Origin of the sequence: uncultured Porphyromonas sp., assembly GCF_947254915.1 — a bacterium.
Taxonomy (GTDB): Bacteria; Bacteroidota; Bacteroidia; order Bacteroidales; family Porphyromonadaceae; genus Porphyromonas.
Window position 1 is genome coordinate 1 of the sequence record NZ_CAMYEZ010000044.1, and the last position, 14,841, is coordinate 14,841.

Genomic DNA, 14,841 nt, shown 5'->3' on the forward strand with positions numbered 1-14,841 from the left:
TGGTGCAGTATCAGCGTGAGGCGCGTACCTCTCGCCGCTCTTACTGGGTAGACGGCACCTGCACACTAGGTATGGTCATCTTCCTCTTTTTCAGTATGCGAGGCAGTTGGGACCTTTACAGCAAGCCTGTATCCACGCTACACTTCTTCTCTTACGCCACAGATCCAGAGCAATTTCCCTTACTGCAAAACACGCCTGTAGCCTTGACAAAAGATGTGGCTACACGGCAACTCTTCACCTTCTACACAGACGAAGAACTCCCTACCATCTTCACGCCCTACTATCAGGCGGCACCGCTCTCTGAGAGCGACACGCTCTTTGGCTCCATGCAGGGGCGCAACGTCGTCGTCATCATCTTAGAGAGTATGGCGCGAGAGTACACTGGCTACCTTAATAGATATATTGACGGGTATCCGAGCTACACCCCTTACCTTGATAGCTTGATGCCACACACGCTCTATGCGCAGTACGGATTTGCCTCTGGCAAGCGCTCGGTCGAGTCCTTTCCCTCCATCTTTGTCTCGCTACCCTCGTTTGGGGGTACCTTTGATGACGAGGCATTTACTATGGATAACTACCAGCACTTCGACTCCTACGACACGGGGCTACCGCTATCACTAGGAGACAATGGCTATCACCTCAAGTTTTACCACGGTGACGAGGCGGGGGCTATGGGCTTCTACTCATTTCTCAACCGCCTAGGTGTCCAGGATCAATACACCTCTCAGGACTACCTAGCCACGCACCCTAATGAGTCTAGTGCTAAGGTCGGTACATGGGGCATCCACGACCTGCCCTTCGAGCAGGCCATGGCGAAAGATATGAAGTCGCTCCGGGAGCCCTTTGGAGCCTTCTTCTTTTCGCTATCTAATCATAGTCCGTTTAGTATGCCCAAGGGTTATAAGGGACACTTGAAGAAAGGCACCCTCCCGATCCATCAGACGGCTCAATATGCTGATGAAGCTCTTCGAGAGTTTTTCGAGCGGGTCAAAGATGAGCCGTGGTATCGTAACACGCTCTTCGTCATCACGGCAGATCATACCAGCCTCAGCGACCAACCTCTATATGCCAACCTAGCGGGACATGCTGCAGCGCCTATCTTATTTTTTGACCCGCAGGGCAAGCTACATGGAGAGGTCAGCGACTATGTCGTGCAGCACATAGATATCCTCCCCACCCTCCTCTACCTACTCGGCATCACAGAGCCAGTACTGAGCTACGGGAGTAATATCTTTGACCAGCAGGCAGAGCACTATGCGCTCAACTTCTACCACAACCAGTACCTCTTCTTCACAAAGGCACTCACGCTCACTATGACCTCCGATGGCCAGGTCACTGTCAAGGAGCCCGCAGCTTACCTGCAGACGGAGCCCAGTCGTGCCACCGTCCCCACCTCGTCAGCGGTAAAGCACTACACGGCACTCTTTAAGGCAATCGTACAGGACTACAACTACCGCGTCCTCAAGAGCTCCTTCTCTATCAGAGATGTGACTCCAAAGTAGTCACTGCTTGGATCGTCGCTCGCTATCAAACATACTGCCCGCAAAAGGCGAGAAAACATCTAGAGAGTTGAGTTCTTAGCAAGCTTTAGGATTGTGCACTAGAAGGACTACAAAGTACGTTAAGTTGACCTTTTCTTTCCACTATCCACAGAGGAGATAGTTCATTCCTTTTGAACAGATTTAAGAGTTCCCTGTAGCTACTTCATACATCTCCTGTTGATTTTAATTCTCCACCGAGGTATTTTCCCGATAGCTCACGAGGAAATGAAAATTCTCCACGGAGGGGCGAAATAAAACTTCGGAAGAATGAAATGAAAGTTCGGAAGAATGAAATGAAAGTTCGGAAGAATTTTTCGTTTCCTCACTAGATAAACACAAATCTCTACGGAGGAATTGTTTGATTTTCGTCATTTTTCAATTTACTTCGTTGAGACGCAGACAAAGTTCTCTAGTATAAATGTGTCGGCCCCCGCAGGCTTAGTCGGGGAGCTTATTTGTATCGCTTATTTTGCTAACTTTGCCATCAGAGCGGTAATGTAGACGAGCCTCTCTCCTACCGTCTAACCCTTTGATGCGCTACAGGGTATTACCCAGATGGCATTGTATCTCTAGTTGTTGACAGGTAGTAACTGAGAGTACGCTCGTTAGACTTACATATACATTAATGAAGAAGCCCTTATCCGGTATTCATAAAGGATTAGAAATCAAACCATAAGTTAAACCATGGCAGTAGAAATCAGACAAATAGATGGACGCAAGGAGCTGAAGAAGTTTGTTGAGTTCAACCTTGAGCTGTACAAAAATAACCCTTACCACGTCCCTGGCATCATCAAGGATGAGATAGACCTACTGGATAAGGACAAGAATCCCTCCTTTGATGTATGTGAGGCGGCCTACTTCCTAGCCTACAAGGATGGCAAGATCGTAGGGCGCATTGCGGGTATCATCAACCATAAGGCAAACGAGACGTGGAATCAAAACTACGCTCGCTTTGGTTTCGCTGACTTCATCAATGATGACGAGGTGGTTGACAAGCTCTTTGAGACTGTCGAGCAGTGGGGGCGTAACAAGGGCATGGACTACATACATGGGCCGATGTCCTTCACCGATATGGATCAGGAGGCGATGCTCGTGGAGGGCTTTGACCAGATGGGTACAACCGTAGGCCTCTACAACTACGCTTACTACCCCAAGCAACTGGAGCGTCTAGGCTACGCCAAGAGTACCGACTGGAAGGAGTACCTGATCAAGATCCCTAAGGAGATCCCAGAGAAGCATCAGCGCATCGCTAATCTAGTGAAGGAGAAGTATGGTCTCAAAGTGGTTAAGTACAAGAGCCGCAAGGAGATTATGTCTCACGCTGAAGAAATCTTTAACACGCTCAATAAGGCTTACGCGCCGCTCTATGGCTTTAGCGAGTTATCGCCCGCACAGATGGAGTACTATGCCAAAGCCTACCTGCCTCTACTGCGTCTAGACTTCTTTACCGCTATCGTCCGAGAGCGTGACGAGCAGATGATTGCTTTCGCTATCACGATGCCCAACCTGAGCAAAGCGATGCGGGCAGCCAAGGGACGGCTCTACCCCTTTGGCTTCATACCTCTACTGAATGCGCTCAAGACCCCACCCAAAGTGGTCGACCTCTACCTCATCGGTGTCCTGCCTGAGTATCAAAACAAGGGGATTAATGCGCTGATCTTCGCCGACCTGATACCGATCTACAACAAGCTAGGTGTTGAGATCGCTGAGAGTAATCCTGAGCTGGAGACTAATATGGCTGTACAGCTACAGTGGAGCTACTTCGAGCGTAAGCACCACAAGACGCGCCGTGTCTTCATCAAGGAGCTCTAATCTCTTCCTTTATTTACCCTCACCTCCATGCCGACACAAGAACCACTAAATAACCCAGACCAGCTATCCCCCAGCGCAGTAGCGGGGTACACCGAGGAGGACTTTCGGACGCTCTCCTGGAGCGAGCATATCCGCAAGCGTCCTGGTATGTATATCGGTAAGCTCGGTGATGGTACGCAGGCGGACGATGGGATCTACATCCTTATCAAGGAGGTGATAGACAACTCGATTGATGAGTTTGTCATGGGTGTGGGTAGTGAGATACGCATCACGATAGACAGCGAGACAAACGAGGTGCAGATACGAGACTACGGTCGTGGCATACCGCTCGGCAAGCTCGTTGATGCGACCTCTAAGATGAATACGGGAGCCAAGATCGACTCGCAAGCCTTCAAGAAGTCGGTCGGTCTGAACGGTGTCGGTCTTAAGGCGGTCAATGCGCTCTCCTCGACCTTTACCGTCCAGAGCTGGCGCGAGGGAGAGACCTCTTCCGTCACCTACGAGCGGGCTGAGATGATCGCTCATACGCCAGCGGAGCCGTGGGAGGACAAGGAGGAGCACGGTACGTTAGTCTCCTTTACGCCAGACGCTGAGGTCTTTCGCAACTCGCACTACGACCTGCGCCATGTGGAGGCGCTCGTGCGCAACTACTGCTACCTCAACACGGGGCTGACGCTCTACCTCAACGATAAGAAATATGTAAGCCGTCACGGGCTACAGGACTTCCTCTCAGACACCATCACGGGCGATCCGCTCTACCCGATCATACGTCTTACGGGTCCCGACATAGAGGTCGCTATCACACACATTGAGCAGTACGGAGAGGAGTTTTACAGCTTTGTCAATGGTCAGTACACCACACAGGGAGGTACCCACTTGACAGCCTTTCGCGAGCAGGTGGCTCGTGTGATCAAGGAGTTTTCGGGCAAGGGCTTTGAATATGGGGACATTCGCTCTGGTATGGCAGCAGCAATCAGCATTCGCATCATCGAGCCTGAGTTCGAGAGTCAGACGAAGATCAAGCTGGGCTCCAAAGAGATGGTGCCGCAAGACCCAATGTTTGAACATGAACCACTGCGGGGCGTGACGGTACAGAAGTTTGTCGGCGACTTCCTCAAGGAGAAGCTCGACAACTACCTCCACATGCACCCCGAGATCTCCGAGGTGATGCTCCAGACGATCCAGGCCAACGAACGTGAGCGCAAGGCGATGAGTGGCGTGACCAAGCTGGCGCGTGAGCGTGCTAAGAAGGCGAGCCTGCACAATAAGAAGCTGCGTGACTGCACCGAGCACTACAACGATCCGAAGGCTAAGAACCCCGAGCTGACTAGTATCTTTATCACGGAGGGTAACTCGGCTAGTGGATCGATCACGCAGAGCCGAGATGCGCGCTACCAAGCGGTCTTTAGCTTGCGAGGCAAACCGCTCAACAGCTATGGGCTGAGCAAGAAGGTGGTCTATGAGAACGAAGAGTTTAACCTCCTCCAGGCGGCGCTCAACATCGAGGACGGCCTCGAAGGCTTGCGCTACAACCGTGTGATCATCGCTACCGATGCCGATGATGACGGTATGCACATACGACTCCTGACGCTAACCTTCTTCTTGCAGTTCTTCCCCGAATTGGTGCGGCGTGGACACGTATATATATTGGAGACTCCGCTCTATCGTGTCTCCCTCCCAGCCAAGCGCAAGAAGAGTATCACGGCACGTGTTGCCTCAGCGGGCAAGAAAAAGGGCGGCAAGAAGGCGACCATCGAGCCAGCGTCTGAAACAGAGACCTCAGCCTACTGCTACAGTGATCAGGAGCTCAATGTGGCTGTGGAGCGGATGGGAGCTTCGGCTCAGATCACCCGTTTCAAGGGTTTGGGAGAGATCAGCGCCAATGAGTTTAAGGAGCTAATCACGGAGGAAAACATCAAGCTTCGTCAGGTGTCGCTCCGCAAGGAGGACAATCTCAAGCGAATGCTCCACTTCTACATGGGCAAGAACACGCCCGACCGTCAAGACTTTATCATAGACAACCTAGTCATTGACGAGGAGATCGTCTAAGTCTCCTCAGCTATCTTAGCAGACAGATATGAAGCGTATCGGATTCTTTGCGGGTTCCTTTGACCCCTTTACACTAGGGCATGCGGACATTGTGGCACGTGCTCTCAAGATTTTTGACGAGGTGGTCATAGGTATCGGCACGCACCCGACGAAAAAGCCATACTTCACCTCCGAGCAGCGAGCTCTACAGATAGAGACCGTCTATGCGCAGGAGCCTCGTGTCCGAGTAGTCAGCTATAGCGGCATGACCATCGAAGCGGCGAAGCAGTGTGGCGCGCAGTTTCTCATACGTGGCGTACGCTCCACGAGCGACTTCGAGTACGAGCAGAGTATCTCCCAGATCAACGACCATCTGCACGGGCCTATGACCGTACTCCTCTTTGGAGCGCAGGGACTGCTCCACATCTCTAGCTCTATGGTACGAGAGCTACTGAGCTGGAATCTAGATGTATCCGACTACGTACCCAGTGGCATGCCTTTGACTTTTGACTAATTAGCTATCTCCTATCCTCTTACTATGCGACAATCAGCTGACATCAATCATATCTACGACCTACTCCTCCAGAGCGATGGTATCTGCACCGACACGAGACATCTGCGTCCCGACTCGCTCTTCGTATCGCTACGAGGAGCCCACTTCGATGGCAATCGCTTCGCTGCGGATGCGCTCAAGCAGGGCTGCAAGTACGCTCTCGTTGACGACCTTAGCTATATAGATGCGGTCGAGGAAGCCGACCTTCGGGAGAGGCTCATCTACTACAAGGACGGAGGCTTTGAGGCGCTCCACGAACTGGCGCTCCTACATAGGGCGAAGTCCGAGGCGACCTTCATAGCGATCACGGGGACCAATGGCAAGACGACCACCAAGGAGCTGGTCGCTGCGGTCTTGTCCGCCAAGTATCGGGTGCATGCTACGCAGGGGAACTACAACAACGAGATAGGCGTCCCGCTTACCCTGCTACAAGTTCGCCCCGAGCATCAGTTTGTCATCGTTGAGCTCGGCGCTTCGCACATCGGAGACATTGCTTCGCTCTGCAAGCTGGCTCAGCCGCAGTACGGCATCATCACGAATGTAGGGCGGGCTCACCTATCAGGCTTTGGCACGCCCGAGGGAGTGGTCAAGGCTAAGAGCGAGCTGTACGCTTATCTGCGAGAGCACGGCGGACAAGCCTTCTGCAATGGCGAGGACAAGACGCTCATCAGCAACCTCAATGGACTGCCCACGGTCTACTACAACGGCACCTCTTCGCCACGCATCACAGGCTCCGTGCTCCCCACCGATGAGACTGGTCTGCTCAGGATAGAGTGGCGTGACCAGGAGACTGGCGAAAGCTACCAGCTAGCGACACAGCTAGTCGGCGACTACAACCTCAACAACATACTCGCAGCCATCACCGTGGGGCTGCACTTCGGCTTAGATCCGAAGACGATCAATGAGGCCGTGACCAATTACCAGCCACACAATGAGCGGTCGCAAGTACTTCCCCCGACAGCGCAGGGCAACCGCGTCATCCTCGACTGCTACAACGCCAACCCCTCTAGCATGGAGGTGGCGCTCAATAGCTACTTCACGATGGACTCGCAGGGACTCAACCGCATGCTCATCCTCGGAGATATGAACGAGCTAGGCGATGCAGCCGAGAGCGAGCATATCACTGTCATCAGACAGATACGGAGCTACCTCCTGCGCTACCCTAAGATGGTCACTTACTTCTGCGGGCCCAACTTCTTTGCTCTACAGGCTAGCTACGGGAACGAGCACTTCATCTTCTTCCCCTCGGCGACCGCTCTCAAGCAATACTTCACCAGACACCAACCGCAGCACAGCTTTATCCTGATCAAAGGCTCTAACTCGCACCATCTCTCGTCCATTGCGGAGTTATGCTAAAGAATCGCCAGCAACAGCAGCTAGAGCAGCGCCAGACCCTCACCGCCCGGCAGATACAGCAGATACAACTGCTGGAGCTACCTGTCACCGAGCTGGAGCAGCGCATCAGTGCTGAGATTGAGCGCAACCCCGCCCTCGAAGAGGCTTACTCCGCCCGTGACGATTCCAATGAAAGCAACGCAACCAACGAGCAAGTCGACTCTTCCCTAAGCCAGTCCGACCAAGATCGGCTCGAAGCGCGCAACGAGTTCGGCAATGACGACGAGATACCAGCTTATCGGCTGAGGATGATCGCCGAAAGAGAGCAGCAACGCGAGGAGATACCCTTTGCCGCTCACGGACTCTCCCTCACGGACTACCTCGACAACCAGCTCTCCACCCTAGAGCTCACCGAGCGGCAACAATTGCTCGTACCTTATATAGTAGGTAACCTCCGTGAGGACGGTTACCTAGACCGCTCGCTCCCGCTCATCGCTCAGGATCTGCTCCTCAAAGAGGGCATTGACGCCTCCGAGCAGGAGCTCGCCGAGCTACTCCAGATCATTCAGAGCTTAGATCCTCCAGGCGTAGGAGCTAGGACGCTACAAGAGTGCTTACTACTGCAGCTGCACCGCATGGAGCAGAGCGAGACTGTCGTCAATGCGGAGAAGATCGTCTCTAGCTACTTCGATGACTTTGCTTACAAACGGTTCGAGCGACTCACCAAGCGAGGCTTTGATCAAAAGCAACTTGAGGCGGTCTCGTCGCTTATTCACCAGCTCTCCCCCAAGCCAGGCAACGGCTTTGACTCCTCTGCAGAGACCCTTCTCTCGAAAGTCACGCCCGACTTCATCATCACCGAGCATGAAGGCGAGCTCACCCTGACTCTCACCGACCAGCGCGAGATACCCGCCCTCACCGTGTCGCCAAGCTACCAGCAGATGATCGCTGACTACCGTGACGCCTCAACTAGCGAGCGAGCCAAGCTCAAGGAGACGATTCAGTACACCCGCGACCGAGTCAAGGACGCCGAGTGGTTCATCTCCGCTCTGCAGCAGCGTTACGACACCCTCCGCACGACCATGACCATCATCATGACGCTGCAACGAGACTTCTTCCTCTCGGGCGACATCATAGACCTGCGCCCTATGATCCTCAAGGACGTTGCCGAGCTAGCCCGACTAGACATCAGCACCATCTCACGCGTCAGCAATAGCAAGTACGTGCAGTGCCAGTGGGGCATCTACCCCGTCAAGTTCTTCTTTAGCGAAAGCATGCAGGCAAAGGACGGTAGCGATGTCTCCACCAAAGTGATCAAAGATTGCCTCAAGCAAATCATTGATGGGGAAGATCCACGCCAGCCGCTCACAGACGACCAACTCACGGAGGAACTCTCACGCCAAGGCTACGACATAGCGCGCCGCACCACCGCCAAGTATCGACAGCAGCTCGGGATCCCCACAGCTCGCCTGCGTCGCAAGCTGACTAAGTAACCCACTCATGCCAGTCAAGCGTAGCTACAGTCTTCTGCTCTGGAGCTTCCTGTGCCTCCTCCCCACCCTGCTCCCCGCACAGATCATCAGCTCCACCACCATCTCGGGCATTCTGTACGACCGAGAGACCGGAGAGCCGATCCCCTACGCCACCATCTCCACCGAAACCATCCAAAGCGTCACTGGCACCACCAGTAATGACAAAGGAGCCTTCACCATCAAGCTACAGCAAGAGCTCATCGCCACAGACTCCATCGCACTACAGATCAATTGTCTGGGCTACGAAGGTCGCACACTGCTCCTGGACAAATACCAAAACCACAGTCTAGGTCGCATCCCCCTCTCCCGAAAAGAAACAGTCATGGAGACGGTCGTCGTCAAGCCCAAAAAAGAGCGCTACCGACGCAAGGGCAATCCCGCCGTAACCATCATGCGACAGGTGATGCAACACAAAGAGCGCAACCATCTATCCGCCCTGCCCGACTACTCCTACCAGCTTTACCAAAAGACCCTCCTCGCTCAGGGCGACATCACACGAGGCAAAGGCTACTGGGGCATCCCCAAGTGGCGTATGAAGAGCTTCGTCGACAGCTCTGCACTCGCTAGGACACCCATCCTCCCCTTCTCCCTACGTGAGCGACATCTCGTCTACGCACAGCAAGGCGGACACCCGGAGAACCCGCTACTCATCGGCACTCGACACAGTGGGGTCGAGCAAGTCATCGACGAGGGACTGCTATCAAGCAATATAGATGCCCTCCTGGCTCCCGTAGACATCTACGACAACGATCTGCCACTCCTTTCCAAAGAGATCATCGGTCCCCTGCACTCCCAGCTCGGCATCACCTTCTACAAATACTACCTACGAGACACCATCCCAGACGCTTCGGGCAATCCCTGCTATCAGATACAGTTCGTACCGATCGAGATGCGTGACGCAGGCTTTTCGGGGACACTACTGGTAGACACCGTAGACTACAGCATCCACCGAGTAGAGATGCGCCTCCCCACCACCGCCAATGTCAACTGGGTAGACCGCCTAGAGATTACCATCGACTACGCCCCGCAGAGCATCACACGACCAGACGGACGACCCGACACCCTATGGCTCCCCAAGCGACAGCGCCTCAATGCACTCTTCCGCATATCCAAGCGACTAAACATCTCCGCCTTAGCTCGCATCACCTCCATCTACAACCACTACAATACAGGCCCCACAGCGCTACGACCAGAGGTACTCGACCCTCGTCTCCTCCTCCCCGCCGACACGCTCCAGCAACTCATGACACGCGTCATCGACGACTACGGTCTGGTCGTTCGCCCCGAGCCGATCGACTCCACCGAGCAGCGCGCCACACAGCTCGTCGACTATATCCTCCACGACCCTGGGTACAAGTTCTTTTCGCTATGCGCCAGGATGGCTTCTGTAGGCTTTATCCCGATACCTGCCGAGCCACTACACCGTGAGCGTGTCTATGTAGATCTCGGTCCCCTAGAGACCCTCATCAGTGCCAACCTGATTGAGGGCGTACGGCTACGACTCGGGGGTATGACCACGGCTAGACTGCACAACCAGCTCTTTGCCGAGGGATATGTCACCTACGGCTTTAAGGACAAAAAGTGGAAGTACTACGCTCGTCTCACCTATGCCACTAAACCCAAAGAGCTACACCCCCATACCTACCCTCGAAACAACTTTGCGCTCTCCATACGCAACGACCTCTTCTTCCCAGGAGAAGAGAGTTACGGACTTTACAAAGATGGCATCGCCTCCATCTTTGGCACCTACACCATCACACGGCGTTACTACGGACTAGACATAGAGGCCTCGCACGAGATAGACTGGTCGCCCAGCCTCTACTCCCATGTATGGGTCGACTACCAGCGCCAGCGACCCACAGGCACGCTCCACTATTACACGCTCGATGACGAGGGCAAGCAATACGAAGTTCACGAACTACGACAGACCGAAATCGGAGCCTCGCTCAGTTGGACGCCTGGACGCACTCCCTACTCAGGACGCAAGCCTGGTAGCATCGTCTCGGCAGACATCTACAAGCCCACCTTTACACTCTCGGGATCAGTTTACCCACGAGGTCTATGGGGCAACGATCAGACTCACGGTGCGCTCCACCTCGCCTACAGCCAGAGACTGTATCTCAGCATATTTGGCGCACTCGACATAACCCTCCAGAGTGGCATCGCTCTAGGCAAGACCCCACAGTCACAGCTCTTCACGCCCTATGGCAATCGCGCTTGGCTACTCGTCCCCGATGCCTTCCAGACCATACAGCCACTAGAGTTCATCGCCGACAAATACCTCGACTTCAAGCTCCTCTATCGTATGGAGGGTCTGCTCTTCAACCGCATCCCGCTCATCAAGCGACTAGGACTGCGAGAGCTCGTCGGCATCCACGGCTACTGGGGCGACACATCGCCAGGACACATCACCCCGCGACCTGGGCAAATCCTCCTCCCCACCTACGCCGAGCCAATGCGCAATGACCTACACCTTGAGTGCTCGGCAGGACTGAGCAACATCTTCAAGGTGCTCTCCGTCCAATACTTCTACCGCATCACTGGCCAAGGCATCCCTCCGCTCCAGCGCCACTCCGTGCGCCTAGGCATCTCCGTCTCCTTCTGACCCTCGGCTAAGCCCTGCTCAAGTCCTCTTAAACGACCGCTAAATCGTCTTTAAACGACTGCTCAATGGTTGTTGAATAGCTCAGCAGTCCCCCCTCCCTCTCACTCGTATCACTTTCCCTTGGGTTGCTCCATTTTCATACGAGAGAAAAAGGTTCCACCCGCAAGGCAATGCAATGATATAAACGAGTTCGTCGGAGCACGTTGAAGGAAATCGGACAATTCCTCGGTGGAGCTTTTTGATTCTCCAGCGAGGAAGGGAAAAATTCTTCGGAACTTTGAAATCTTTCTTCCGAAGTTTCATTTCATTCTTCCGAAGTTTTATATCCCGCCTCCGTGGAAAATATTCGTTTTCCACAGAGCTATTGAGAATTTCTTAGGGAGAAAACGTTTTTATGTCCGAATCGGAGCGAGGGAGATCTAGAAGAGGAGCTTGACAAAATCGCAACGAATAGGAGCTTTCCGCTTATCTAGTCCACCAAATAGACAAGCATCGGACTGTCTGACACTAGACATAGTTTTCAAAACGGTAAACTTTCAACCATGTCACCAAAACCGACGATACTATCTATCAGCGAGTTGCGATTTTTCTTCAGACAACTTATCAACAATTAAATGTTTCCCAGTTGATTTATTTGCCCACGTCAATTATTGGTTGTAATATTGCAAACGAATTACGAGAAACTCTGGGTTATGACAACATTATAACAGAGCATCTCAACTAGAACTTAATCTTGTAACCCTTCATATATCTACTCAAGTGAAGCAAAAGACATATTCCTTTGATGAGGCTTATCAAGCCACATTGGACTACTTCGGCGGTGATGAGCTGGCCGCCAAAGCGTGGGTGACCACGTACGCCCTCAAGGACAGCTATGGCAATATCTATGAGCAGACCCCTCGCGACATGCACCAGCGCATAGCTCGGGAGCTGGTCCGCATAGAGCACAACTACCCCAACCCGCTCTCTGAGAATGAGCTGATGGATCTGATGGATCACTTCCGCTACATCGTGCCTCAGGGTAGCCCGATGACTGGCATCGGCAATAACTACCAGATCGCATCGCTCTCAAACTGCTTCGTCATCGGCCTAGACGGTGAGCCCGACTCGTACGGTGGCATCATCCGCATTGATGAGGAGCAGGTACAGCTGATGAAGCGCCGTGGTGGCGTGGGACACGATCTCTCGCACATACGTCCTAAGGGTTCGCCCGTCAAGAACTCAGCCCTCACCTCTACGGGCTTAGTACCCTTTATGGAGCGCTACTCCAACTCCACACGTGAGGTGGCGCAAGATGGTCGTCGTGGTGCACTCATGCTCACGGTCTCGATCAATCACCCTGACAGCGAGTCCTTTATCGATGCTAAGATGACCGAGGGGAAGGTGACGGGTGCCAATGTGTCGGTACGCATCGACGATGCCTTCATGCAGGCGGTCGTGGAGAACAAAGAGTATCTGCAAACCTACCCCGTCCACTCTGCAGAGCCTAAGTTTACCCGCACCATTCAGGCGCGCCAGCTATGGGACAAGATCATCTACAATGCTTGGCGGAGCGCTGAGCCAGGGGTGCTCTTTTGGGACACGATCATCCGTGAGTCTGTGCCCGACTGCTACGCTGATCTAGGCTTCAAGACTATCTCGACCAATCCTTGCGGAGAGATACCTCTCTGTCCGTACGATAGTTGCCGTCTGCTGGCGATCAACCTGTACAGCTACGTGCGCAACCCCTTTACGGCAGAGGCTTCGTTTGACTTTGATCTCTTCCGTGAGCATGTTGCCAAGGCGCTCCGCATTATGGACGACATCATTGACCTAGAGGCGGAGAAGATCGATGCAATCCTCATGAAGATCGCCTCAGATACGGAGACCGAAGAGGTCAAAGCAGCTGAGCGTGAGCTGTGGCGCAAGATCAAGCGCAAGACCCTCCTCGGACGTCGTACAGGTGTCGGCATCACAGCCGAGGGCGATATGCTCGCTGCGATGGGCATGCGCTACGGATCGGACGAGGCGATCAGCTTTGCAGAGGAGGTGCAGAAGACGCTTTGCCTATCAGCTTACGCTAGCTCAGTAGAGTTGGCTAAGGAGCGCGGAGCCTTTGACCTCTATGACTCTGAGCGTGAGAAGGACAATCCTTTTATCCAGCGCATTGCCAAGGCTGATCCGAAGCTCTATGAGGAGATGAAGAAGTTCGGCCGTCGTAATATAGCGATGCTGACCATCGCTCCTACAGGGTCGACGAGCCTGATGACGCAGACTTCGTCAGGTATCGAGCCAGTCTTCATGCCGGTCTACAAGCGCAGACGCAAGGTCAATCCTAACGACAAGAACGTCAAGGTGGACTACACGGACGAGACGGGCGACACCTTTGAGGAGTACACGGTCTACCACCACAACTTCCTCACCTGGATGAAGACCAACGGCTACGACTCCGAGAAGAACTACTCGCACGAAGAGCTACAGGAGCTGGTCGCTAAGTCGCCCTACCACAAGGCTACTGCCAACGATGTGGACTGGGTCGCTAAGGTCAAGATGCAGGGACGCATACAGCAATGGGTGGATCACAGCATTAGCGTGACGATCAACCTCCCCTCGGACATCTCTCAGGAGATGGTGGCTACGCTTTACATTGAGGCGTGGAAGGCTGGATGCAAGGGCTGTACCGTATACCGTGAGGGCTCTCGCTCAGGCGTGCTCATCTCGGAGGAGCAGCAGAAGAAAGAGAAGCAAGCGAAGGCGGAGCAAGAGGCAGCTGCGGAGATTCCCGTAGAGCCTACGACTATGCCTCAGGCTGTACACAAGCGCCCCAAGGTACTAGAGGCGGATATCGTGCGCTTTCAGAACAATAAGGAGAAGTGGATCGCCTTCGTCGGCTTGCTCGACGGTAAGCCTTACGAGGTATTCACAGGTATCGCTGACGATGACGAGGGTATCATGCTCCCCAAGAGCGTGACGAAGGGTAAGATCATCCGTAGCTACGATGAGGACGGCACGAAGCACTATGACTTCCAGTTCCACAACAAGCGTGGCTTCAAGACTACGGTAGAGGGTCTGGACACGAAGTTCAACCCCGAGTACTGGAACTATGCAAAGCTCATCTCAGGCGTCCTACGCTACCAGATGCCGATAGATCAGGTCATCAACTTGGTCCAGGGCATGGAGCTCAACGATGAGAGTATCAACACATGGAAGAACGGTGTGGCTCGTGCTCTCAAGAGCTACCTACCGAGTGGCACAACGGTATCTGCAGCCTGCTCTAACTGCGGACAGCACACGCTAGTCTATCAGGAGGGTTGCCTCATCTGCACAAACTGCGGCTCCTCAAAGTGTGGCTAGCCACAGATAAGCGCTAGACAACGGAAAACCCCACCATTGTACGGACACAATGGTGGGGTTTTTCTTTTGATAGCAGGGGGTAAAACGTGCGCTCCTTACATC

At 53.6% G+C, this 14,841-nt stretch carries 8 protein-coding genes; all 8 read left to right on the forward strand.

The features are described 5' to 3' along the window. On the forward strand, positions 1-1,502 hold a 1,502-nt coding region (locus tag Q0X57_RS04075; protein WP_297728036.1), incomplete at its 5' end, for an LTA synthase family protein. Positions 1,503-2,225: 723 nt separating this feature from the next. Beyond that, positions 2,226-3,353, forward strand: coding sequence for a hypothetical protein (locus Q0X57_RS04080; RefSeq protein ID WP_297728039.1), 1,128 nt, complete (start codon positions 2,226-2,228; stop codon positions 3,351-3,353). Between the two features lie 27 nt (positions 3,354-3,380). Next, complete coding sequence (locus tag Q0X57_RS04085) at positions 3,381-5,402, forward strand: toprim domain-containing protein (protein ID WP_297728042.1); 2,022 nt, start codon at positions 3,381-3,383, stop codon at positions 5,400-5,402. Positions 5,403-5,430: 28 nt separating this feature from the next. Next, a complete protein-coding gene (gene coaD / locus Q0X57_RS04090) occupies positions 5,431-5,895 on the forward strand; it encodes a pantetheine-phosphate adenylyltransferase (protein ID WP_297728044.1) in 465 nt (154 codons plus the stop codon). A gap of 24 nt (positions 5,896-5,919) precedes the next feature. Then, entirely contained in the window at positions 5,920-7,290 is a 1,371-nt protein-coding gene (gene murF / locus Q0X57_RS04095) for a UDP-N-acetylmuramoyl-tripeptide--D-alanyl-D-alanine ligase (RefSeq protein ID WP_297728047.1), read from the forward strand. Beyond that, complete coding sequence (gene rpoN / locus Q0X57_RS04100) at positions 7,284-8,762, forward strand: RNA polymerase factor sigma-54 (RefSeq protein WP_297728050.1); 1,479 nt, start codon at positions 7,284-7,286, stop codon at positions 8,760-8,762. The genes murF and rpoN overlap by 7 nt, the downstream gene beginning before the upstream one ends. Before the next feature lie 7 nt (positions 8,763-8,769). Further along, positions 8,770-11,406, forward strand: coding sequence for a DUF5686 family protein (locus Q0X57_RS04105; protein ID WP_297728053.1), 2,637 nt, complete (start codon positions 8,770-8,772; stop codon positions 11,404-11,406). A 759-nt stretch (positions 11,407-12,165) separates the two neighbouring features. Beyond that, entirely contained in the window at positions 12,166-14,739 is a 2,574-nt protein-coding gene (locus Q0X57_RS04110; protein ID WP_297728055.1) for an adenosylcobalamin-dependent ribonucleoside-diphosphate reductase, read from the forward strand. The last annotated feature ends 102 nt before the right edge of the window (positions 14,740-14,841 follow it).

Coding starts and splice junctions, on each gene's coding strand:
- Q0X57_RS04080 (WP_297728039.1), top strand. CDS start 2,226: ATGGCAGTAGAAATCAGACAAATAGATGGACGCAAGGAGCTGAAGAAG.
- Q0X57_RS04085 (WP_297728042.1), top strand. CDS start 3,381: ATGCCGACACAAGAACCACTAAATAACCCAGACCAGCTATCCCCCAGC.
- coaD (WP_297728044.1), top strand. CDS start 5,431: ATGAAGCGTATCGGATTCTTTGCGGGTTCCTTTGACCCCTTTACACTA.
- murF (WP_297728047.1), top strand. CDS start 5,920: ATGCGACAATCAGCTGACATCAATCATATCTACGACCTACTCCTCCAG.
- rpoN (WP_297728050.1), top strand. CDS start 7,284: ATGCTAAAGAATCGCCAGCAACAGCAGCTAGAGCAGCGCCAGACCCTC.
- Q0X57_RS04105 (WP_297728053.1), top strand. CDS start 8,770: ATGCCAGTCAAGCGTAGCTACAGTCTTCTGCTCTGGAGCTTCCTGTGC.